Annotated in this window: 16 protein-coding genes and 1 pseudogene; 11 read left to right on the top strand and 6 right to left on the bottom strand. The window is 71.9% G+C overall.

Annotation, left to right across the window (positions count from 1 at the left end; genetic code table 11):
• Positions 1 to 93: 93 nt before the first annotated feature.
• From AB0J04_RS18290 to glgX, 3 genes are all read right to left on the bottom strand, one after another.
• Positions 94 to 1,344 (bottom strand): M14 family zinc carboxypeptidase, encoded by a 1,251-nt coding sequence (locus AB0J04_RS18290; RefSeq protein WP_363169485.1) that lies wholly within the window; start codon positions 1,342 to 1,344, stop codon positions 94 to 96.
• 167 nt (positions 1,345 to 1,511) lie between these two features.
• Positions 1,512 to 3,941, bottom strand: coding sequence for a malto-oligosyltrehalose synthase (treY, locus tag AB0J04_RS18285; protein ID WP_363169484.1), 2,430 nt, complete (start codon positions 3,939 to 3,941; stop codon positions 1,512 to 1,514).
• A 71-nt stretch (positions 3,942 to 4,012) separates the two neighbouring features.
• Positions 4,013 to 6,121 (bottom strand): glycogen debranching protein GlgX, encoded by a 2,109-nt coding sequence (glgX, locus tag AB0J04_RS18280; RefSeq protein ID WP_363169483.1) that lies wholly within the window; start codon positions 6,119 to 6,121, stop codon positions 4,013 to 4,015.
• A 204-nt stretch (positions 6,122 to 6,325) separates the two neighbouring features.
• On the opposite strand from glgX, the gene AB0J04_RS18275 reads away from it, so the two are divergent.
• The 4 genes from AB0J04_RS18275 to AB0J04_RS18260 all read left to right on the top strand — a co-directional run bounded on the left by AB0J04_RS18275 (position 6,326) and on the right by AB0J04_RS18260 (position 10,806).
• Positions 6,326 to 7,144, top strand: a complete 819-nt coding sequence (locus AB0J04_RS18275; RefSeq protein WP_363169482.1) for a Tat pathway signal sequence domain protein — start codon at positions 6,326 to 6,328, stop codon at positions 7,142 to 7,144.
• Between the two features lie 76 nt (positions 7,145 to 7,220).
• Positions 7,221 to 8,552: a copper amine oxidase gene (locus AB0J04_RS18270; protein ID WP_363169481.1), complete on the top strand. Its 1,332-nt coding sequence runs from the start codon at positions 7,221 to 7,223 to the stop codon at positions 8,550 to 8,552.
• A 102-nt stretch (positions 8,553 to 8,654) separates the two neighbouring features.
• Positions 8,655 to 9,893, top strand: a complete 1,239-nt coding sequence (locus AB0J04_RS18265) for an SAV2148 family HEPN domain-containing protein (protein WP_363169480.1) — start codon at positions 8,655 to 8,657, stop codon at positions 9,891 to 9,893.
• 190 nt (positions 9,894 to 10,083) lie between these two features.
• Entirely contained in the window at positions 10,084 to 10,806 is a 723-nt protein-coding gene (locus AB0J04_RS18260; protein ID WP_363169479.1) for a 3'-5' exonuclease, read from the top strand.
• Positions 10,807 to 10,906: 100 nt separating this feature from the next.
• Here the strand turns inward: AB0J04_RS18260 and AB0J04_RS18255 are convergent, their stop codons facing one another.
• Entirely contained in the window at positions 10,907 to 11,770 is an 864-nt protein-coding gene (locus AB0J04_RS18255) for an aminoglycoside phosphotransferase family protein (protein WP_363169478.1), read from the bottom strand.
• A gap of 176 nt (positions 11,771 to 11,946) precedes the next feature.
• Between AB0J04_RS18255 and AB0J04_RS18250 the strand changes: the two genes are divergently transcribed.
• Genes AB0J04_RS18250 through AB0J04_RS18240 form a run of 3 tightly spaced genes read left to right on the top strand, consistent with a single transcriptional unit; the run spans position 11,947 to position 14,986 of the window.
• The gene (locus AB0J04_RS18250; protein ID WP_363169477.1) at positions 11,947 to 12,882 is read left to right on the top strand and encodes a sugar ABC transporter permease; all 936 of its coding nucleotides are present in this window, start codon (positions 11,947 to 11,949) and stop codon (positions 12,880 to 12,882) included.
• Positions 12,879 to 13,712: a carbohydrate ABC transporter permease gene (locus AB0J04_RS18245; RefSeq protein WP_363169476.1), complete on the top strand. Its 834-nt coding sequence runs from the start codon at positions 12,879 to 12,881 to the stop codon at positions 13,710 to 13,712. Before AB0J04_RS18250 ends, AB0J04_RS18245 begins: the two co-directional genes overlap by 4 nt.
• Entirely contained in the window at positions 13,712 to 14,986 is a 1,275-nt protein-coding gene (locus AB0J04_RS18240) for a sugar ABC transporter substrate-binding protein (RefSeq protein WP_363169475.1), read from the top strand. Before AB0J04_RS18245 ends, AB0J04_RS18240 begins: the two co-directional genes overlap by 1 nt.
• A gap of 103 nt (positions 14,987 to 15,089) precedes the next feature.
• Here the strand turns inward: AB0J04_RS18240 and AB0J04_RS18235 are convergent, their stop codons facing one another.
• Positions 15,090 to 16,061: a DUF3152 domain-containing protein gene (locus AB0J04_RS18235; protein ID WP_363169474.1), complete on the bottom strand. Its 972-nt coding sequence runs from the start codon at positions 16,059 to 16,061 to the stop codon at positions 15,090 to 15,092.
• A 140-nt stretch (positions 16,062 to 16,201) separates the two neighbouring features.
• Between AB0J04_RS18235 and AB0J04_RS18230 the strand changes: the two genes are divergently transcribed.
• From AB0J04_RS18230 to mgt, 4 genes and pseudogenes are all read left to right on the top strand, one after another.
• Positions 16,202 to 16,894: a response regulator transcription factor gene (locus tag AB0J04_RS18230; RefSeq protein WP_363169473.1), complete on the top strand. Its 693-nt coding sequence runs from the start codon at positions 16,202 to 16,204 to the stop codon at positions 16,892 to 16,894.
• Between the two features lie 47 nt (positions 16,895 to 16,941).
• Positions 16,942 to 18,390, top strand: coding sequence for an ATP-binding protein (locus tag AB0J04_RS18225; protein ID WP_363169472.1), 1,449 nt, complete (start codon positions 16,942 to 16,944; stop codon positions 18,388 to 18,390).
• An 89-nt stretch (positions 18,391 to 18,479) separates the two neighbouring features.
• Positions 18,480 to 19,103: a hypothetical protein gene (locus AB0J04_RS18220; protein WP_363169470.1), complete on the top strand. Its 624-nt coding sequence runs from the start codon at positions 18,480 to 18,482 to the stop codon at positions 19,101 to 19,103.
• A 10-nt stretch (positions 19,104 to 19,113) separates the two neighbouring features.
• Positions 19,114 to 20,353: pseudogene (mgt, locus tag AB0J04_RS18215) on the top strand (macrolide-inactivating glycosyltransferase).
• A gap of 152 nt (positions 20,354 to 20,505) precedes the next feature.
• Here the strand turns inward: mgt and AB0J04_RS18210 are convergent.
• A complete protein-coding gene (locus tag AB0J04_RS18210; RefSeq protein ID WP_363169469.1) occupies positions 20,506 to 22,797 on the bottom strand; it encodes an MMPL family transporter in 2,292 nt (763 codons plus the stop codon).
• Positions 22,798 to 23,032: the final 235 nt, after the last annotated feature.

The following is a 23,032-nucleotide window of genomic DNA, read 5'->3' as shown; positions in this document are numbered from 1 at the left end:
CCTCGGCCCGGGGGCCGGTGTCCGGCCGGCCCCCGGGGCCGGGGGCCCCGCGCGGGGCCCCGCAGCCGCCGTCCCGGTGGTCGCCGTCCGGCGTCACGCCGCCCGTTCGCGGGCGTGCAGGGCCGCCGCCACGACCGTGCGGGACTGGTGCTCGACCTGGTGCTCCAGGGGCACCCAGCGGGCCCGGAAACGGTCGGCGAAGGCGTCGCTCCAGGTCTCCACGAGCTGCTCCAGGCGCGGGGCCGCGTGGTCGTCGCTCTCCTGGAGGACCCGCCACAGCATCGCGGCCGCCCGCAGCGGCAGCCGGCGCGCGAAGGCGTCCACACTGCCGACGTACGCCATCGTGGTGCCGGCCGGGGGAGTGTGGGTCCAGTCCGAGGCCAGCCCCGGCACCAGCTCCAGCGCCCATCTGGCCGCCCGCAGCAGAGGACCGTCGACGCCCTCCAGCCGCGGCAGCGCCTCGACGAGCACCCGCTCCACCTCCGTGGTGTCCCGCAACAGCCGCCGCGCCAGCCGCTGGATCGCCGCGGCCGGCGCGGGATGCGGGGCGGGGTCGTCCACCATGTCGCTCGCCCACATCGGCACCTCCACGACGGCCGTCAGACCGCCGTAGCGATGGGCGTGGTACCAGGTGCTGTGCCGCGCGTCGTCCGGCATGCTCGGGTAGGCCGCGTCCGCTCCGGCGGCCGGCATCACGTGCACGCCGGGCCCGGAGGCCGGCCAGCCCGCCGCGTCGGAGGCGCCCGTCTCCACCGGGATGTGCAACTGGGCCGCGGACTTGGCGAACGGCTCGGCGAGACCCGGGATGTCCTTCGTCAACTGCACCCAGCTGCCGCCGAGGTCGGTGCCGTGCAGGGTCACCTGGAGGTAGGGCCGCAGCTCGTCGATGACCCGGGTCAGCGCGCGCGTCTCGGGCGGCAGCCGGTCCGGCGGCAGCACGGCGGGGGACCACTCGGGCTGCTCCGGACCGGCGGGCCGGAAGAAGCCGAGGTGGTACTCCAGCAGGCTGCGCGGCGCCGGGGTCACGTGCAGACTCGCCCCGTCGGGGTCCGCGCACAGCAGGAAGTGCCAGGATGTGCCGTCGCGCAACTCCCGCTCGTACAGCACCCGTTCGGCGAGGGCCAGCAGTGTGGAGCCACCGGTCGGCTCGTTCGCGTGGGCTCCCGCGACGACGAGCACGGCCCGCGGGGCGTGTCCCACGGAGAGCAGGTGCAGGGGCCGGCCCGCACGGGAGACCCCTACCTGCCGCAGCGCGCACACGCCCGGTTGATGCGTGGCCAACGCCCGGGCAAAGGAGGTCAATTCGGTAACCGTCGGGTAGCGCAGCTCCGGCAGGAGACTCACCCCCGTATTCGTCCGCCCGGCCTTCGCATCCGCAGTACCCCACGGTCTCTGTGAACTGTCAAGGAGGCCTTGGGGGAGGCTCCCGGGGGCGCTCGGATGCGCGCGCCGGCGGTGGGGTAGGGCCGTTCACCCCTCGGTTCTTCAAGTCCTGCGGACAGCAACGGAGTTCAGCAGTCGGCGCCCTCGGTCCGCTCCAGCAGCGCCACCGGCAGGCGCGCGAAGAGTTCCGCCACGCGCGCGTGCCCCGTGAACTCCCGCTCCGGAGCCAGCACGTCGGTCCACCGCCCCGGCGGCAGCGCGAGCCGGGTCCCGCGCCAGCCGCCCGCCTCCGCCAGCCGCAGCGACAGCCGCGTCACAGCCGTCACGACCCGGCCCGAACGGGCGAACGCCAGACAGTGCTCCGCGGCCTCTCCCCCGGCGGGCAGCGGCTGGTACGTCGCCGCGTCCCCGAACACCTCCGGCAGCCGCCGGCGCAGTCGCAGCGCGGCCGCGGTCACCGTGTCCTTGGCGCCGGGGCGCTCCGGCGGGAACCGCACCGGGCGCCGGTTGTCGGGGTCCACCAGCACCCGGTACTCGCTCTCCGTGCCCTGGTAGAGGTCCGGCACCCCCGGCATCGTCAGCTGCGCCAGCGCCGCGCCCAGCACGTTCGCCCGGATGTACGGCTCCAGCTCGTCGCGCAGGGCGGCGATCCGCTCTCCCGGCGGCCCGCACGGCCCGGCCGCCACGAACGCTGCCACCGCCTCCTCGTACGGCGGCTCCTGCTCCGTCCAGCTCGTGTACAGCCCCGCCTCGCGCACGTGCTTGAGCAGCGCCTCCTGGACGCGCTCCGGGTCCGCCGGGCCGAGGCCGAAGACCGTCTGCCAGGCCGCCCACGCCAGCTGACCGTCCGGCACCTCCTGCTCGCCTTGGCCCTCGCCCTGGCCCTCGTCCTCGTACTCGTACTCGTTCTTCGCGCGCGTGACCTCCTCCAGGACGTCCGACCAGCGCTGCGGGCACTCGGTGAGCACGGCGAGCGCGGCGCGCACATCGGCGCTGCGCTTGGTGTCGTGCGTCGACAGGACCGTCCCGCCGGCCGGCCAGTCGCGCTGCACGCGCGCGCAGTACGCGTGGAAGTCGGCCGGGGACCCGCCCGGGGCGCCCGGGTCGCCGCCCACCTCGTTCGCCGCCAGCAGCGGCACGTACCGGTAGAACGCCGTGTCCTCCACGGACTTGGCCCGCAGCGCGGACGCCGTCTGCGCGAACCGCGCGCGGAACTCCGCCCCCGCCGCGCCCTCCCCGCCGAGCACCAGGCCCCGCACCACGTCGACCGCGCCCGCCTCCTCGGGCACGACGAACGCCTGCCGCGCCTCCAGGGCCGCCGCCTCGGTGACGACGGCCGCCGGGTCGCCCGAGGTGTACGGCCGGTAGACCTCCAGCCGGACGAGCAGCTCCTCCAGGGCCGTGCGCAGCGCCCAGGGCGCCCGGTCGCGCAGCGCGGGATCGGCCGACGCGGCGCACACCCGGGACGCGACCCGGGTCAGCCGGTCCGTCTCGGCCGCCAGCTCGTGGCCGAGCACCCCGTAGGCCGCCCGCCGCACGGTCGCCGCCCAGTCGCCGCCCCGGTCCGTCTGCGGGGCCGCGAAGCGCCGGTAGCGGGCCCGGAGCTCCCCGGCCCCCGAGGGGTCCGTGAAGAGGCCGTCGACGCGGCGCAGGGCGTCGTAGCCGGTGGTGCCGGCGACCGGCCAGGAGTCCGGCAGCCGCTCCCGGTCCGCCAGGATCTTCTCGACGACCGTCCAGCGGCCGCCGCTCGCCTCGTGCAGCCGCTCCAGGTAGCCGTCGGGGTCGGCGAGGCCGTCGGGGTGGTCGACGCGCAGCCCGTCGACCACGCCCTCGTGCAGCAGCCGCAGGATCGTGCCGTGGGTGGCCTCGAACACCTCCGGGTCCTCCACCCGCACCCCGATGAGCTCCGAGATGCTGAAGAAGCGCCGGTAGTTCAGCTCGGTGCGGGCCAGCCGCCACCACACCGGCCGGTACCACTGGGCGTCCAGCAGCTGCGGCAGCGGCAGCCCCTCGGTGCCTTCGCGCAGCGGAAAGGCGTGGTCGTGGTAGCGCAGAACGTCGCCGTCCACCCGCAGGTGCGCCAGCTCCGACCCGACGGGTCCGCCGAGCACCGGGAGCAGCAGTCGTCCGCCCTGCGCCGCCCAGTCGATGTCGAACCAGCGCGCGTACGGCGACTCCGGGCCCTCCTTCAGCACGTCCCACAGGGCGCGGTTGTGGCGCGGGGCCATCGCCATGTGGTTGGGCACGATGTCCACGACCAGCCCGAGCCCGTGCTCCCGCGCGGTGCGCGCCAGCGCCCGAAGACCCTCCTCCCCGCCCAGCTCCCCGCGTACGCGCGTGGGGTCCACGACGTCATACCCGTGCAGGGAGCCGGGGACGGCCTCCAGGACCGGGGACAGGTGCAGATGCGAGACGCCGAGCGAGTCCAGGTACGGCACGGCCGCCGCCGCGGCCCGGAACGGGAACGCCGGCTGCAGCTGCAGCCGGTAGGTCGCCGTGGGCGTCACGGGGACAGGGGCGTCACGTCGCTCGGGGCCGTCATGTCGCGCAGAGGTCATGACCACCTACGTACCCGCCCGGCCGCGTTTCGTGTCATACCTCCCTCCGCCGCCCCGGTGCCCGCTCCCGGCTAGGTGGGCCGTTGCAGCACGGTCATGCTCCGGTCCACCAACGTGAGCCGGGCTCCGGCCTGCACCTTCGTGTCCGCGCCCGGCGCCACCGCTGCCGGGTTCGCCGTGTCCACGACCACCTGCCACTGCCGCCCGTGGTCGACCGGGACCACGAACTCCAGGGTCTTGGCGGAGGCGTTGAACATCAGCAGGAACGAGTCGTCCCTGATCCGCTCGCCGCGCGAGCCCGGCTCGGAGATCGCGTTGCCGTTGAGGAACACCGACAGCGCGGACGCCTGCGCGCGATCCCAGTCCCGCTGGGCCATCTCCGTCCCCTCGGGCGTGAACCAGGCGATGTCCGACAGCTCGTCGTGGGTCCCCTCCACCGGCCGGCCGTGGAAGAAGCGCCGCCGCCGGAAGACGGGGTGCTCCTTGCGCAGCCACACCAACGCGCGCGTGAACTCCAGCAGCTCGTTGTCCTCCTCGGGCCACTCCACCCAGGCCAGCTCGCTGTCCTGGCAGTAGGCGTTGTTGTTGCCCTTCTGGGTGCGACCGAACTCATCCCCGTGGCTGATCATCGGCACGCCCTGGGACAGCATCAGCGTGGCGACGAAGTTCCGCATCTGGCGGGCGCGCAGCGCCAGCACCTCGGGGTCGTCGCTCTCGCCCTCCACGCCGCAGTTCCAGGACCGGTTGTGGCTCTCGCCGTCCCTGTTGTCCTCCCCGTTGGCCTGGTTGTGCTTCTGGTCGTAGGACACCAGGTCGTGCAGGGTGAACCCGTCGTGGCAGGTCACGAAGTTGATGGAGGCCAGCGGCCGGCGTCCGTCGTCCTGGTAGAGGTCCGAGGAGCCGGTCAGCCGGGAGGCGAACTCGCCGACCGCGCGCGGCTCGCCCCGCCACACGTCCCGCACGGTGTCGCGGTACTTGCCGTTCCACTCGGTCCACAGGGGAGGGAAGTTCCCCACCTGGTAGCCGCCCTCGCCCACGTCCCACGGCTCCGCGATCAGCTTCACCTGGGACACCACCGGATCCTGCTGCACCAGGTCGAAGAACGACGACAGCCGGTCCACCTCGTGGAACTGGCGGGCCAGGGTCGCCGCGAGGTCGAAGCGGAACCCGTCGACATGCATCTCCAGGACCCAGTACCGCAACGAGTCCATGATCATCTGTAGTACGTGCGGGGACCGCATGAGCAGCGAGTTCCCGGTCCCCGTGGTGTCCATGTAGTACCGGCGGTCGTTCGTCAGCCGGTAGTAGGACCGGTTGTCGATGCCCCGGAAGGACAGCGTCGGCCCCAGGTGGTTGCCCTCGGCGGTGTGGTTGTAGACCACGTCGAGGATGACCTCGATGCCCGCCTCGTGCAGCGCCCGCACCGCCGACTTGAACTCCAGCACCTGCTGGCCGCGGTCGCCCCAGGAGGCGTACGCGTTGTGCGGGGCGAAGAACCCGATCGTGTTGTAGCCCCAGTAGTTGTTCAGGCCCATGTCGACCAGCCGGTTGTCGTTGACGAACTGGTGCACCGGCATCAGCTCCAGGGCCGTCGCCCCGAGCTCCGTCAGATGTTCGAGGACCGCCGGGTGCGCCAGCGCCGCGTACGTCCCGCGGAGCTCCTCCGGCAGCCCCGGGTGGCGCATCGTGAGGCCCTTCACATGGGCCTCGTAGATCACCGTGTGGTGGTACTCGGTGCGCGGCCTGCGGTCGTCGCCCCAGTCGAAGTAGGGGTTCACCACCACCGACGTCATGGTGTGCGGCGCCGAGTCCAGGTCGTTGCGCCGCTCGGGGGCGTCGAAGTGGTAGCCGTACACCTCCTCGCCCCACCCGATCGAGCCGCTGATCGCCTTCGCGTACGGGTCGAGCAGCAGCTTCGCCGAGTTGCAGCGCAGCCCGCGCGCGGGGTCGTACGGGCCGTGCATCCGGAACCCGTAGCGCTGCCCCGGCATGATGCCGGGCACGTACGCGTGCCGGACGAAGGCGTCGCTCTCGCGCAGTTCCACCGCCGTCTCCGAGCCGTCGTCGTGCAGCAGACACAGCTCTACTCGGTCCGCGGCCTCCGTGAAGACCGCGAAGTTCGTGCCGGCGCCGTCGTACGTGGCACCGAGGGGATACGCCTCTCCAGGCCAGACCTGCATGGACACGACTCTTTCAGGTGTGCCGCCCCGCCGGGGGCGCCTTGGCTTCGAGTCTCCCGGAAAGTGAGGGAACCACCTGTGACTTACGCCCCTCTTACCAAATGACCAGTGCAGACGACGTCATGCGTCCTACGCCATGCGTCGTGTGCCGAATCTGTGGGGCAGACACGTACTCCCGGGCAACAGGGGGAGTAGGGGGAAGATGTGCGCACGACAGTGCGTCGCCACCTGGGCAAGGTGGTGGCGGGTACGGCCATCGCGGTGGCCGCGACGGCCATGATGGTCGGGATCACCCTGCCGGGCACGGCGGGGGCGGACGACACGGGAGGCGGCAAGGCCGGGCAGACCGGCCGACAGGCCGCCGGACAGCAGCAGGGGGACACGACGGCGGTGCAGCCCGGTGTCGTCGAGAAGGCGCCCGCCGAGGGCGAGAAGGGCGTGGGCCGCGATCCGCTGACCGACGACGAGATCGCGCGCGTGGAGCAGATCGCGCTCAGCCGGCAGCAGTTCAACGCGAGCGAGGACGTGGACGGCGACCGCGGCCCGCAGAGTCTCGGCGTCGACCTCGCCGAGCCCGCGGCCGACGAGGTGGACGACGCCCGGGCGCCCCGGCGCGCGGAGGTGTCGTTCTACGACTACAAGACCGACACGCTGCTCACGAAGACCGTCAACCTCGACACCGGCAAGGTCGAGGGCACCGGCGCCCAGAAGGGCGTCCAGCCGCCGCTCAGCTCGGCCGAACAGAGCGAGGCCGCGCGCCTGCTGATCGCCGACCCGCTGGGCGCGGACCTGAAGGCCGACTTCAAGGACGCCACCGGCAAGGCGCTCACCTCCCCGGACCAGCTGCAGCTCGCCGGCATGGTGTACCGGGCGGCGCCGGGCGCGCAGAGCGCCGTCCTCGACAAGTGCGGGGAACACCGCTGCGTCCGGCTGCTGACGAAGGTCAGGAACGGCCCCTGGATCGACACCCGGTCCTTGGTCGTCGACCTCAGCACCCGCAAGGTCGCCCGGCTCGCCGGCTGAACCGACCGCAGGCCCGTCCCTCCGTCCGTTTTCCAGCTTGCCTCCCGCACAGGGATGCAAAGGGAGTCATGTCGTCATGCGCGTTCCGAAACTGATCAGCGGCCACCGCGCCCGTACGGGGGCGGCCGTCGGCCTCTCCGTGGCAGCGCTGGCCACGGGTGCGGCCGCCGGAGCCGGCCCGGCCGCCGCCCAGCCCAAGGCGGCCCCCGCGGCGGCGGCCGCCGACTGCAGCGCCGCCTACCGCATCGAACAGAAGCTCTCCACCGGCACGACCTGGCGCATGTGCTGGCGCTTCGAGGCCAAGTCGGGCCTGATCCTGGAGAAGGTCTCCTACCAGCCGCCCGGCGAGACCAAGCCGATCCGCGTCCTCAACAGCGCCAAGATCGCCCAGATCCATGTGCCCTACGACGACGGCTCGAACGAGTACAACGACATCACCGACTACAACTTCGGCTCCGGCCTGGTGAACATGGGCCCCGCCGAGTGCCCCGGCGGCACCATCAAAACGGTGAAGGTCCCCGACCCGTTCAACGGCGAGAACGCGAACGTCAAGGGCCTGTGCACCACGACCCGTTCGCGCGGCCACGCCTACCGTCTGCAGTCCGACCCGACCAAGGCCTTCCAGGCGCAGGGCAAGGACCTGCTGATCTACACCGTCAACAAGGTCGGCTGGTACGAGTACATCACCGAGTGGCGCTTCTCCGACGACGGCGCGATCAACATGAACGTCGGCGCCACCGGCAGCCTCTCGCCCTTCGACTACGACGCAGGCGACGGCCGCGGCTGGCCCATCGGCAAGGGCGCCAAGTCCTACGCCACCAGCCACAGCCACAACGTGTTCTGGCGGCTCGACTTCGGCCTCGACGGCTCCTCCAACACCAAGGTGGAGCAGTACGACTCGGTGGTCAGCCCGCCCGTCGGCGGACAGCAGGGCCCGACCAACAAGACCACCCGCACCGCCGTCACCAAGGAACTCGCGGGCGACGCCGCGAACATGCGCTGGTGGCGCGTGGTCAGCGCGACCGGCAAGAACAAGGACGGCCACGCGCGCTCCTACGAGTTGGTCCCCGGCGCGACCACGAAGTACTCCGGGCGCCCCTTCACCAAGCACGACGTCTACTTCACGCAGTACAACAGCTGCGAGCAGTACGCCAGCAACAACGTCCGCATCTGCGGCAGTCCACTGCACGGCGCCTCCGTCGACAAGTGGGTGAACGGACAGACCCTCACCCACCCCGTGGCCTGGGTGAACGTGGGCTTCCACCACATCGCCCGGGACGAGGACCAGGAGCCCATGCCGGTCCACTGGCAGGGCTTCTCCCTGGCCCCCAGGGACGTCACCGCTATGAATCCGCTCACTCCGCCCGCCCTGGCCGGACAGAACGGACACTCGAACAGCGGTAGTTGAGAAACGACCTGTCCATCCGGCTGCACCGCCGACCGCTCCCGGAGTACCCTTCCTTGATCGTTGGGACGGGGAGTGCTCGGGGGAGCGGAAGGCGGTGCGCGGGTGGGCTCGGGAGGGCTGGAGCTGCCCCCTGGTGACGAGGGTCACGAGGGAGGCTCCACAGACGTCCCGCCCGGCACGGTGTCCCTGGCCCGGCCGATGGAGACGAACGCCATCGGGCCGGAGCTGGACTGGGACGCCGACGCCTGGCGGGAGGTGCGGACCCGCGCGCAGCGGGCCGGCCGGGCCTACATCTGGCTGAACCTCGTCGAACAGCGGCTGCGGGCCGTCGTGGCCGCCGTGCTGCGGCCCATCTACGAACCCGTCCACGGCGACGAGTGGGTGGTCGCCGCGGCCGGGCCGGCCGGCCAGGAGTGGGTGCAGCGCGCCGTCGCCGTCCGCGAAGTCAGCCGCCGCAAGGGCTACTTGCTCGATCCGGCCGACGACAACGTGATCTCCTTCCTCACCCTGCCGCAGCTGCGCGAGCTGATGGTGCAGCACTGGCCCTGCTTCGAGCCCTACTTCGACGACCGCCGGGACGTCGAACTCGCCCTGGACGAGCTGGAGGTGACCCGCAACGTCGTCTCCCGCAACCGAGCCCTGTCCGAGGCCGTCCTGAACCAGGCCGAACGGGCCTCCGCGCGACTGCTGGAGATGCTGGGCACCAGCGGCGACGTGCCCTCCGCCCGCCGGCTGCCCGTCGACGCCGTCGAGGACCTCGTCGGCGACCGGTACGCGGACGTCGTGGCCGTCCACACCGACCGGGTGCGGCTGCTGCGCCAGTTCCCCGCCGAGGACATCTTCGACGGCTCCCGCCGCATCGACGCCATCGGCATCGGCCTCAACCTGCTCGTGCAGAACTTCTCCGGCCGCCGCCTGGTCCGCCTCGCCGAGGCAGGCGCCCGGGTCCGGCTGCTCTTCCTCAACCCGGCCTCCAGCGCGGTCAAGCGCCGCGAGCGCGAACTCGGCATGAAACGCGGTGAGTTGAGCCGTGCCGTGGAGATGAACATCCTGCACATGCGCCGCGTCCGCGCCCGGCTGCGCGACCCGGGCGCCTTCCAGATCCAGGTGTACGACGAGACGCCCCGCTTCACCGCCTACCTCGTCGACGGCGACGGCACCGACGGCATCGCGGTGATCCAGTCCTACCTGCGGCGGATGCGCGGCATGGAGGCCCCGGTGCTGGTGCTGCGCAACGGCAACCGGGTGGTCAAGTCGGGCGAGGTGGACGAAGGGGGACTCTTCTCGGCCTACCGCGAGGAGTTCGAACTGGCCTGGGCGGACTCGCGCCCGGTGTCCTGATTCATCCGTAATCGGGCCGACTCGGACGGACTCGGACGGACTCGGGAAGATTCAGGCCGACTCGGGCGGGCTCGGGCGACTTCCGGGGCGTTCCTTCGCGGCGGTAAGCGGAACGCGATCCTCTGGTTGTCAGTGGCTCATGGCAGGGTGGAGACCACTGGGGGAAGCACCACCAAGAAGGGGGGCCGACATGGCCTGGTACCGGGAGCTGCTGATCGGCTTCGACCTGGAGACGACCGGGACGGACCCGCGCGAGGCGCGCATCGTCACGGGAGCCGTGATCGAGGTCAGGGACGGGCAGGTTCTGGGACGCCGCGAATGGCTGGCGGACCCGGGCGTGGAGATCCCGGCGGACGCGGTCGCGGTGCACGGGATCAGCAACGAGCGGGCCGCCACCGAAGGCGCCCCCGCCGACCGGGTCGCGGACGCGATCGCGGAGGTCCTCGTGGGGTACTGGCGCACGGGCGTCCCGGTCGTCGCCTACAACGCGGCCTTCGACCTCACCCTGCTCTCCGCCGAACTGCGCCGCCACGGGCTGCCCTCCCTGCGGGACCGCCTCGGCGGCCAGGATCCGGCGCCGGTGGTCGACCCGTACACCGTCGACCGCTCGGTCGACCGCTACCGGCGCGGCAAGCGCAACCTCGAAGCGGTCTGCGCCGAGTACGGCGTCCCGCTCGAATCCGCCCATGACGCCTCCGCCGACGCCCTCGCCGCGGCCCGCCTGGCCGGTGCGATAGCCGCCCGCCACCCCAAGGTGGCGTCCCTCGGCCCGGCGGAGCTGCACCGTCGGCAGATCGAGTGGTACGCCGAGTGGGCGGCGGACTTCCAGAGCTTCCTGCGCCGCAAGGGAGACGCGGACGCCGTGGTGGACGGCGTCTGGCCGATGCGGGAGCCGGCGGCGAAGCCCGTCTGACACAGGCTCCCGCCCGTCGGACGCGGTCGTGCGCGGCGGAGGGCCCGCTATCCCATCCTTCTGAGCCGGGCGGCGGCCCGCCACGCCCGCAGCACCTGGATCAGAACGGATACCACCGGACCGCCTCGTCCTCGTCCCGCAGCGATGCCACCCGGCGGCGGAACTCCACGAGCGCCTTGGGGTTCGTGGGCGCGTGCTGGGCGACCCACGCGCAGCTCGCGGTCTCGCGGGCGCCGCGCAGCACCGGGCAGCCCGCCCACTCCCGCACGTCCCAGCCGTACACCGCGGTGAAGGAGTCGTAGTCCGCGGCGGGCAGGCCGTACCGGTCGCGGGACAGCGCCATGACCACGAGGTCGTGCTCGCGCAGATCGGCGGAGACGGTCTCCAGGTCGACCAGGACCGGGCCTTCGGGACCGATGTGCACATTGCGGGGCAGCGCGTCGCCGTGGATCGGGCCGGGCGGCAGCTGCGGGGTGAGCGCGGCCGCCGCCGTGGCGAAGCCGTCGCGGCGCGCCCGCAGATACGTCGCGTCCGCCGGGTCGATCGCGTCGCTCGCGAGCCGCAGCCAGCGTTCGACCCCCGACAGCAGATCGCGCGGGGGCAGCCCGAAGGAGGGGGCGGGCAGCGCGTGCAGGAGACGTAGCAGTTCGGCCAGATCCCGCGGTTCCGCAGCGCGGACGGGGTCGGGCAGCCGGCGCCACAGGGTCACCGGGTGTCCCTCCACCAGCAGCGGCTTCGGCTCGGCCGCCCGCACCGCCGGGACGCCCGCCTCGGCCAGCCAGGCCGCGATGTCCAGCTCGCGCCGGGCCCGGTCGAGGAGTTCGGCGTCGCGACCCACCTTCACCACCAGGCCACCGGCGGCGAACACCGCGTTCTCGCCCAGGGCGAGGAGCCGCGCGTCCGCCGCCGGGCCGGGCAGTACGCCCGCCGTGGCCAGTACGTCCCGGGCCCGTGCCTCGTCCATCGTCCGCCTCCGTGTCGCTCTTCGCCCGGCCGCATCGGACGGCGTCGGGATCCGGCCATCCGACGGCCAGTGTCGCATTCGCACAGATCGGACCGCGCGCGTGGTGTCTTGACGGCGTACAGCACCTTCACGACCATGGCGGGGCCCGTCGGAGCCGCGGGAAGGGGGCCGTATCCGTGTCGCTTGCGACCGAGAACAGGCGGACCGTGCGCCGGGCGTCCGGCGCCGGACCGCCGCGCAGCGCCGCCGGCCACGGTGCCTGGTTCCTCGTTCTGCCGGCTCTGATCCCCATTCTGGTGCTGAGCGTCGGCCCGTTGCTCTACGGGATCCTGCTGGCGTTCACCGACGCCCAGTCGGGCCGCACCACGCCCACTCAGTGGATCGGCGCCCTGAACTTCTCGGACCTGCTGCACGACACCCTGTTCTGGGAGTCGTTCCGGATCGGCCTGCTCTGGGCGGTCGGGGTGACGGTCCCGCAGTTCCTGCTGGCCCTCGGGCTCGCCCTGCTCCTCGATCAGGACCTACGGTTGCGCTGGCTGGCCCGCGCCCTCGCGATCGTCCCCTGGGCGATGCCCGAGGTCGTGGTCGGCGTCATGTGGCGGCTCGTCTACAACCCGGACGCCGGCATCCTCAACGAGTCGCTGCGCGACCTGGGTCTGGGCGACGGACGGGACTGGCTCAGCGGCCTGGCCACCGCCCTGCCCGCGGTGATCGTCGTCGGCGTGTGGGCGGGCATGCCGCAGACCACGGTCGCCCTGCTCGCCGGTCTGCAGAACACCCCGCGCGAACTGCACGAGGCGGCCGCGGTGGACGGCGCGGGCGCCTGGCGCCGCTTCCGCACGGTCACCTGGCCCGCCCTCAGGCCCATCGCCCTCGCGATCACGGCGCTCAACTTCATCTGGAACTTCAACAGTTTCGCCCTGGTCTACGTGCTGACCAGCGGCGGGCCAGGCGGCCGGACCCGGCTGCCCATGCTCTTCGCCTACGAAGAGGCCTTCCGCTACGGCCAGTTCGGATACGCGGCCGCGATGGGCTGTGTGATGGTCGCCGTCGTCTCGGTGTTCCTGGCCCTGTTCCTGGTCGGCCGGATCAGGGGAGGCGACGACCGTTGAGGACCCGCCCCGCGGCCCGTGCCGGCCAGTACGCGGCACTGCTCGCCTACCTCGTCTTCCTCGCCTTCCCCCTCCTCTGGCTGATCTCCGTCGCGTTCAAGCCCGCCCGCGAGCTGGGCAGCCTGCACCCCACCTGGATCCCGAAGGACCCCACCCTCGCCAACTTCCGCCGGGCCTTCGACGAACAGCCCCTGCTGCACGCCGCGTTCAACTCCCTGCTCGCCGCGCTGAGCGCCGCCGTGATCGCCGTGTGCCTGGCCACGCCGCTGGCGTACGTCATGGCCCGGCAGCGCACCCGGCTCGCACGAGCCGCCTCCGGCTGGGTGGTCGTCAGCCAGGCGTTCCCGTTCGTGCTGGTGATCATCCCGCTGTTCCTGGTGCTGAAGAACCTGCGCCTGATCGACTCGGTGGCCGGGTTGGTCATGGTGTACGTCGTGTGGGCGCTGCCGTTCGCGCTGTGGATGCTCGTCGGATACGTCCGGGCCGTCCCCCTCGAACTGGAGGAGGCGGCGGCGATCGACGGAGCCGGGCGGCTGCGGACCCTGGTGTCGGTGACCGCGCCGCTGCTCGCGCCGGGCATCGTGGCGACCGCGCTGTTCGCGTTCATCACCGCGTGGAACGAGTTCTTCTTCGCGCTCGTGTTACTGAAAACGCCTGAGAAACAGACTCTGCCGGTCGTCCTGACCCACTTCATCGGGGCGGAAGGGGTGGCCGACCTGGGCCCGCTGGCCGCCGCCGCGTTCCTCGCCACCCTGCCCTCGCTGGTCGTCTTCGCGCTCATCCAGCGACGGATCACGGGCGGCATGCTCGCCGGGGCGGTGAAGAGCTGATGCGGACGAGACTGCTGCTCGTCGTGGTCCTGCTGCTCCTCGCGGGCTGCACCTCGGGCGGCGGACGCGACGACGGACCCGTCACCCTCCGCTTCCAGTCCCTGGCCTGGCAGGAGGAGTCCGTCACCGCCAACAAGGAGTTGGTCGAGGAGTGGAACGCCACCCACTCCGACGTCAAGGTCGAGTACGTACAGGGGAGTTGGGACAGCGTCCACGACCAGCTCCTCACCTCCTTCGAGGGCGGCGAGGCCCCCGACGTCATCCACGACGCCTCCGACGACCTCGCCGACTTCGCCTACGGCGGCTACCTCGCCGATCTGACCGACCTCCTGCCCGCCCGCCTCAAGTCCGATATCCCGCAGCGCAGTTGGGAGACGACCACCTTCGGCGACGGCGTCTACGGCGTGCCGTTCCTCCAGGAGCCGCGCGTCCTCGTGGCCAACGCGACCTGGCTGCGGGAGTCCGGCGTCCGCGTCCCGACCCCCGAACATCCCTGGAGCTGGCCGGAGTTCCGGCAGATCACCGACGAACTCAGCGGCGACGGCAGATACGGCGTGGCCTGGCCGCTCAAGGAACCCGTCTCCGCCACCCTCAACCTGTCCCTGTCGGCGGGCGGGCAACTGTTCCACCGGGACGCCGACGGCAAGGTCACCGTCCGCTTCGAGGCCGGCGACGAGGTCGTACCGCGCACCGTCCACGACCAGGTCGGCGCCGACCGCAGCGCCTCGCCCACGACGCTGGGCAGCGGCGGCTCGGACACCCTGCCGGGGTTCTTCGGTGGCCGGTACGCGATGGTCCCGCTCGGCTTCTCCTACCGCCAGCAGATCGTGCAGCAGGCGCCGAAGGGCTTCGACTGGCAGGTGCTGCCCGCCCCGGCGGGCGCCGACGGGCTCGCCCAGGGCGTCAGCCCGCAGACGCTCTCCGTCGCAGAGGACAGCCCGCACCGAGAGGAGGCCGTCGAGTTCATCGACTTCCTGCTGCGGCCGAAGAACATGGTGCGCCTCGCACTGGGGGACTGGATGCTGCCGACCGGCGCCCAGGCCCTCGCCGACCCCGCCCTGCACACGACGAAGGACGACTGGGCGACCGGCACCGCCCTCGCCGCCCACCTGCGCCCGGCGCCCGCCCAGTCCGTCCGGGGCTACCCCGAGTGGAAGGACAAGGTCGCGACCCCCGCGTTCCAGGAGTACTACAGCGGGGCGATCACCCTCGGCGAACTGCGTGAACGGCTCGAGAAGGACGGCAACCTGGTGCTGGCGCGCTACCAGCGATGACCGGGCGGGTCGGGCCCGGGGCACCGGCCGTACGGCGAACGGCCGGTTCAGGGAGGCCGGTTCACGGAGGCGGGTTCAGGGAGCCGGGTTCGGGCAGGCGCGTTCAGGGCACGGCGGGGCCGGTGATGAGCTTCCCCTGTTCGTCGTAGGGCCAGACGTTGGGGACACAGCCCTTCATGCCCTTGATCTGCTGCATCATCGCCGGGGCCGGCCGGCCCGCACCGGGGCAGGTGACATGGTTGTGGCCGAGGAAGTGGCCGACCTCGTGGTTGATGATCAGCGCACGGTACGCCGTGACGTCCTTGGCGTAGACGGGGGTGGCCAGCAGCCAGCGCTCGAGGTTGACCATGACGTTCTGGTTCACGCTGCAGTTGTACTCGCCCCCGGTGTTCAGCCCCCCTCGGAGGCAGATCTTGTCCACCGTGCCGGGGGTCGCGACCCGTACGACGAAGTCGACGGCGCCGCTGGAGACCCGCTGGAACGCCGAGTCGCCGTCCGCCGTCCAGCCGCGCGGGTCGGCCAGGATGCCCTCCACCTGCCGGGCGACGTCCGCGGTGGACAGGTCGAGGCTGTCCTCGACGTCGACCCGGTAGCGCAGCGGCGTGCCCGTGCCCACGCGGGAGCCGGAGCCGGACGCGGTGGTGAACGTGCCCGACCCGGTGGCCGGGATGTCGTCCTCGGTGAGGCCGCCCGACGAACCCTCGGACGAGCCGGCGGACGAACCGCTGGTGGCGGAACCGCCGGAGGAGGAACCACCGGACTTCCCGGTCGACGCACTCGTGGACGGGCTCGTGGACGGACCGGCCGGGGCCTCGGACTGCGGGCTCTGCGTCGTTCGGGTGGGGCCGGGGCTCGACGCCGAGGACTTCGAGGGCTCGGCCCCGGCGTCGGCGTCGCCCTTGCCCGTGCCGGGTAACGTCCAGCCGACGGCCGCGAACCCGGTGACGCCCAGAACGGTCAGCGCGGCGATCCCGGCCCACAGCGGTCCTTTCCGGCCGCGCTTGACGGAGGAGGCGTGCGCGGGGCCGCTCCGACGGCGACGGTTGTGGGAAGGAGTTGCTTTGTGCGCGCTCATGGTTGTTCAGATTGTGATTGCCATGTGATCGGATCACGCCCGAACGGTAACGAAAGGATAACGAACGGGCGGGCGTGGTTTCATGTGATCATCCGGTAACAATGCCCCGACCGCGTGAACGGCGCACGGATACTGAGCCCATGCCACGAGTTCTGCTGATCGAGGACGACCGCGCCGTGCGGGACGGCGTCGTCCTCGCGCTGCGCCGTCAGGGCCACGAGGTCGCCGCCGCCGAGACCGGAGAGGACGGCCTGGACCGGCTGCGCTCCTTCAGGCCGGACGTCGTGGTGCTGGACCTGATGCTCCCCGGCATGACCGGCCTGGACGTGTGCCGCAGGATCCGCGATCTGGACCAGACCCTGCCGATCGTCATCGCGACCGCGCGGGGCGATGACGAGGACGTCGTTGTCGGTCTCGAGGCGGGAGCCGACGACTACGTGGTCAAGCCCGTACAGGCCAGGGTGCTCCAGGCCCGCATCCGCGCCGTCCTGCGCCGGGCGGCCGGCGCGCCCGCCGACGGCGGCATACCGAAGATCGACACGTACGGGGACCTGACCGTCGACCGGGCCGGGCTCTCGGTCACCTGGCAGGGGGATCCCGTCGCCCTCGCCCCGTCCGAACTGCGGCTGCTGCTGACCCTGTCCGCCTCGCCCGGCCAGGTGTTCAGCCGGCAGCAACTCCTCGAGGCGGTCTGGCAGCACAGCTACCACGGCGACGCGCGTCTGGTGGACGCCTGCGTCAAACGACTGCGCGCCAAGCTCGGCGAGCCCCCGCGCGAACCCCGCCACATCCAGACCGTCCGCGGCTTCGGCTACCGGTTCGCCGCCCGGTGAGGCCCCTGAGAATCCGTTTTCGAGCACCCCAACTACGCGGCTTGCGCATGCGGTTGGTGGTGGCGTTCGCGCTGGTCGCCGCGGTGACCGCCACCACCACCGGCGCCCTCACCTTCCGCGAGGCGCGCATCGGAGTGCTCCAGCAGAGCCAGGACGCCGTGATCGAACTGCTGCGCACCCAGGTGACCCGGCTCGCTCCCGGCCTGGCCTTCCCGCCGGGCCGGGCCGAACTGGGCCGATTCGCCGCCGAGGTGGCCGGCGCCCAGCCGTCGGGCGCCTGGCGGGTACTGGTCGCCTTCCGCGGGCTGGAGGCCACGTCCCGGCCCGGCGACCCGTTCGAGGAGCTGACGCCCGCCCTGCGCGAGGCCGTCGACGCCAAGTCCGCCACCGTCTTCCAACGGGTGCACCGCGCGGACCACACCGCACTCGTCGTCGGCATGTCGGTCGCCTTCACCTCCGCGGAGTCCTTCGCCTGGCCCCTCTCCGGCCTCCAGGTGTTCCTGACGGTCCCACAGACCACCGAACAGGCCTACGTCGACGCCCTGGTCACCGCCGTGCAGCGGGCCGCCGTCCCCGCCCTGGCCCTCGCCGTGCTGCTCGCGCTGCTCGCCGCCCGCGGAGTGCTGCGACCGGTGCGCGCGCTGCGCCACGCCACCCGCAGCATCGCCGAGGGCCGGCTGGACACCCGGCTCGCCGTCGACGGCTCCGACGAACTCGCCGATCTGTCCCACACGTTCAACGAGACGGCCGCCGCCCTGGAGGAGTCGGTGGCCGAACTGCGCGGCATGGAGGCCCGGGCCCGTCGCTTCGCCGCGGACGTCTCGCACGAGCTGCGCACCCCGCTGGCCGCGATGTCGGCCGTCACCGACGTCCTCGACGAGGACGCCGCCGGCCTCGACCCCGACACCGCCACCGCGGTCCGGCTGATCAGCGAGGAGACCGTGAAACTCGCCCGACTCGTGGACGACCTGATGGAGATCTCCCGCTTCGACGCGGGCGCGGCCGTGCTGCACCTGGACGAGATCGACCTCGCCGAGTCCCTCCGACGCACCCTCGCCTCCCGCGGCTGGACCGACACGGTCGACGCCCTGCTGCCGAGGCCGGACGCGCTGCGCGGCCGCGTCGACCCGCGCCGCCTCGACGTCGTCGTCGCCAACCTGGTCGGCAACGCCCTGCGGCACGGCGCCCGCCCGGTGCGACTGCGCCTGTACGAGGGCGATCGGCCCGGCGCCGGGCGGTGGGCCGTCATCGAGGTGCTGGACGGCGGGCCCGGCATCCCCGACAGCGTGCTGCCCCATGTCTTCGAGCGTTTCTACAAGTCGGACGCCGCCCGGTCCCGGACCGAGGGCAGCGGCCTGGGGCTGGCGATCACCGAGGAGAACGTCCGGATGCACGGCGGCACCGTCCGGGCGGCGAACCGGCCGGAGGGCGGGGCCGTCTTCACCGTGGAACTCCCGCTGCGGTGGGCCGAGTCGGGGCAGGAGGCACAAGCGTGAGAGAACTGCGCCGAGCGCCACGCCGAGCCCCGCGTCAAGCATCGCGCCGGGCCCCGCGGCCGGCCGTGCGCCGAGTCGCGTGCCGAGTCGTGCTGCTGTGCGTCCCGGCCCTGTGCGCGCTGGTCTCCTGCGGCATTCCCACGACCGGAGTGGTGGAGGCGGGCGGACCCGCGCGCGGGATGGTGCCGACGCTACGGCTCTACTTCGTCCTCGACGGCGCCCTGATCGCAGTCCCTCGCAGCACCGGCGCGGTGGTGGACGTCGAGCCGGCCGTGCTGAGCCTTCTCGCGGGTCCGACGGAAGCGGAGCGGTCGGAGCGGCTGACCACATTGCTGCCCCCGATGGAGCTCACCCCGGTACCTGTCTCGACCGGCGCCTCGAGCACTCCTCCCGACACCGGTCCGACCGAGGATCCCGCCACTGCGGCCACCGAGCCCACCGCGGCCACCGAGCCCACCGCGGCCACCGAGCCCACCGAGGCCGCGAAGCCGACGGCCGTGTCCGTGTCGGTGAACGCGCAGAACGGCGACGTGTCGATCCAACTGCCGTATGTCATCGCGAAGTTGGACGACCTCGCGATGGCGCAGCTGATCTGCACGGCCGTGGAGGCGCAGCGCACCTTCGACACTGCGGCCGACGCGGTGACCGTGACGGTGAAGGACCTGGTCGGCCGGAGTGTCGAGGGATCCGAGGAGCTCTGCCCCGGTCCGTGAGCCGCGTTTATTGAAGTTGCACGAGACGTATCGTCTCGTCTACCGTCGAGGGCATGACCAGTCGCCCCGCTCACATCGCCATGTTCTCCATCGCCGCCCACGGTCACGTGAACCCGAGCCTCGAGGTGATCCGCGAGCTCGTCGCACGCGGGCACCGGGTGACGTACGCGATCCCGCCCGTCTTCGCCGAGAAGGTCGCCGGCACCGGTGCCGAGGTCAAGCCGTGGCACTCGACGCTGCCCTCGCCCGACGACGACCCCAGCGCCTGGGGGAGCACGCTCCTGGACAACGTGGAACCCTTCCTGGCCGACGCCGTCCAGGCGCTGCCCCAGCTGATCGACGCCTACGACGGGGACGAGCCGGACCTGGTGCTGCACGACATCACCTCCTACCCGGCCCGCGTCCTCGCCCATCGCTGGGGCGTCCCCGCGATCTCCCTCTCGCCCAACCTCGTGGCCTGGGAGGGATACGAGGAGGAGGTCGCCGAACCGATGTGGGCCGAGCCGCGTAAGACGGAACGCGGAAAGGCTTACTACGCCCGTTTCCACGCCTGGCTGGAGGAGAACGGGATCACCGAGCACCCCGACCCCTTCACCGGCCGCCCCGCCCGCTCCCTCGTGCTGATCCCCAGGGTGCTGCAGCCGCACGCCGACCGGGTGGACGAAAGCGTTTACACGTTCGTCGGCGCCTGCCAGGGCGACCGCTCCGCCGAGGGCGACTGGACGCGGCCCGCCGACGCGGAGAAGGTCGTACTCGTCTCGCTGGGCTCCGCCTTCACCGACCGGCCGGAGTTCTACCGGGAGTGCGTGAAGGCCTTCGGCGAGCTGCCCGGCTGGCACCTCGTGCTGCAGATCGGCCGGCACATCGACGCGGCCGTGCTGGGCGCAGTACCCGACAACGTCGAAGTACGGTCCTGGGTACCGCAGTTGACGATCCTGAAGCAGGCCGACCTGTTCGTCACACACGCAGGCGCGGGCGGCAGCCAGGAGGGGCTGGCCACGGCTACGCCGATGATCGCCGTACCGCAGGCCGTGGACCAGTTCGGCAACGCGGACGTGCTGGAGGGGCTCGGCGTGGCCCGGCACATCCCCACCCCGGAGGCAACCGCCGAGGCCCTGCGGAAGACCGCCCTCGCGCTCGTCGACGACCCGGAGGTCGCCCGTCGGCTCAAGGACATCCAGGCCGACATGGCGCACGAGGGCGGCACCCGCCGGGCCGCGGACCTGATCGAGGCCGAACTTCCCGGCTGACTCGCGACGAGGGTGCGCCGAGGGCCCGTTGACTCCCTCAGGAGTCAACGGGCCCTCGGGTCAGCCGGGTTGAGAGGCCTCTGCGGGCCGGGTGGGCCGGGTGGGCTCCTACGGTTCCGAGAGGGACGTCGTGGGCGTGGGGCGTGAGGGCGTCAGACCGGCAGCCGCTCGCCGTCGTCGTCCCGCGTCGCCGACGCCGTCGACGTCGCGATCGCCTCCGACGACTCGTCGTGCGTGAGGTCGGGCAGCCAGTGCAGCCACTTCGGCAGATACCAGTTGCGCTCGCCGAGCAGCGCCATCACGGCCGGGAGCAGCACACCCCGGATGATCGTCGCGTCGATCAGGACCGCGGCCGCGAGGCCCACGCCCATCTGCTTCATGGACTGCATGGACAGCGTTCCGAAGATCGCGAACACGGCGACCATGATGACGGCGGCGCTGGTGACCACACCCGCCGTGGTGACCACACCGTGCTGGATGGCCTCGTTCGTGCTGCGCCCCCGCAGCCGCGCCTCGCGGATCCGCGAGACGACGAACACGTGGTAGTCCATCGACAGGCCGAACAGGATCACGAAGAGGAACAGCGGCAGCCAGGTGATGATCGCGCCGACGCCCTCCGCGCCGACCAGCGACGCCCCCCAGCCGTGCTGGAACACGGCGACGAGGATGCCGTAGGCCGCGCCCACCGACAGCAGGTTGAGCACGATCGAGGTGATCGCGATCGTCAGCGAGCGGAACGACAGCAGCATCAGCAGGAAGGCGAAGACCACGACGAACGCGAAGACCGGGGTGACGGCTCCGGCCAACTGGTCGTTGAAGTCCTTCGAACCGGCCACCTGTCCGGTGATCGGCGCCTGGAGGCCGTCGACCTTGCCGAGCGTGGCCGGCCGCACCTCGTCGCGCAGCTTGTCCAGGCTCACGCCCGCCTTGTCCAGATCGGAGCCGCCGACCAGCGGGACGTACACGTAGGCGATGTTCTGCGCGTCGTGCAGTTTGATCTCGACCGGGCCGCGGGAGGCGCCCGAACTGACCGCCTGCTCCTTGAACGCCTGGAGCGCGGACTTCACTTCGGCGGCGTTGATGTCGTCCGCCTTGACGATCACCTCGGCCGGCTCGGAGCCGCCCGGGAAGGCATCGTTGACCCGGTTGTACGTCTGCACGATGGGCAGCGAGTCCCCGAACTCCTGGTCCAGGGTGAGGTTCTGGGTCTTCATCCCCACCGCCGGCGCGGCGATGGCGAGCAGCGCGCCGGCCGCGACGACCAGCGAGATCGCGGGCTTCGCGAGGACGACCTTCAGGACGGCGGTCCAGAACCGGCTGCCCTCGTCGGTAGACCGGCCGCCTCCGTTTCCGACTCCGTTCTTACGGCGCTTGTCCGGGTGGAGGAACGGGATCCGCCCCTTCTCCACCCGATGGCCGAGCAGCGACAGCAACGCCGGGAGAACGGTTACCGAGCCGACCATGGCGACCGCGACCACCATCAGCGAGGCCAGGCCCATCGCCTCGAACGTGGCGAGCCCGGTGAACAGCATGCCCGCCATCGCCACGCACACGGTGACACCGGAGACGATCACGGCCCGGCCGCTGGTGGCGGCGGCGATCCTGAGGGCGGTTTCCGGATCCCGTCCGGCCGCCCGCTCCTCGCGCTCGCGCCGCAGGTAGAACAGGCAGTAGTCGACGCCCACGGCCAGACCGACCAGCAGCATCACGGAGCTCGCGGTGTCGTCCATCGGCTGGAAGTGGCTGACGATGCTCATCAGGCCCATCGTGGCCATGATCGCGGTGATCGCGAGCGCCACCGGCACCAACGCCGCCACCAGCGCGCCGAAGGCGATCAGCAGAATGCCCAGTGCCACCGGCACCGCGGAGTACTCGGCCTGCTGGAAGTCGTCGCCGAACGCGTCGTCGAACGTCTTCATCATGCTGGCGCCGCCGATCTCCTCGATCCGCAGCGAGGAGTGTTCCTTCTGGACGCCTTCGACGGCATCGAGCACCGGCTCGACCCGCTCGCCCGCGGTCTCGGAGTCGCCCCGCATGTCGAACTGGACGAGCGCGCTGCGGCCGTCCTTCGAGATCGTGTCCGTGTCGTACGGCGACGTCACGTCGGTGACCGCGCCGGTCCTGCCGACGGCCGTGACGACCGCGGTGACGGCCGCCCGGAACTCCGCGTCGGTGGCCTTGAGCGAGCCGTTCCTCGACTGGATGAGGACGGTCTCACCGGCCGGCTCGTCGATGCCGGCGTCCTCGACGATCCGGGCGGCCGTGTGGGTCTCGCCCCCGAGCTGGTCGCTCTCCTTGACCTCGACCGTGCCCGCCGCCGAGCCGATCCCCATGGCCAGGACGACGAACAGCAGCCAGATGCCCACGGCCGCCCATCGGTGCCGGACGCTCCAGCCGCCGGCCCGCGCGGCGATGCCCCGCACCCGTATGTCTCCGTTCCCCATGACGGGCCTGCCCCCTTGTGCGCGGTGACAGCCCCCTGCCGTCACCTTCCGCTTCGAAGGTATGGGCTGGATAAAGCCGTCTCGTCGTGCTGCCCGGTGAAGTGTGAGGCCCTCGACTCCTCCCGTCGGACCCCGTCGTCTCACCGCTGGGGAGGACGGTGGCCCCTTACATCTATCCCGGGGTCTCGGGGGCGGCGATCAGGGTGAGGCCGACGGCTGCCGATCCGCGCCCCGC

It is taken from the genome of Streptomyces sp. NPDC050263, from assembly GCF_040655955.1.
Taxonomy (GTDB): Bacteria; Actinomycetota; Actinomycetes; order Streptomycetales; family Streptomycetaceae; genus Streptomyces.
Note: the sequence above shows the minus strand (reverse complement) of the source record. Positions and strands in the feature narration are given on the sequence as shown.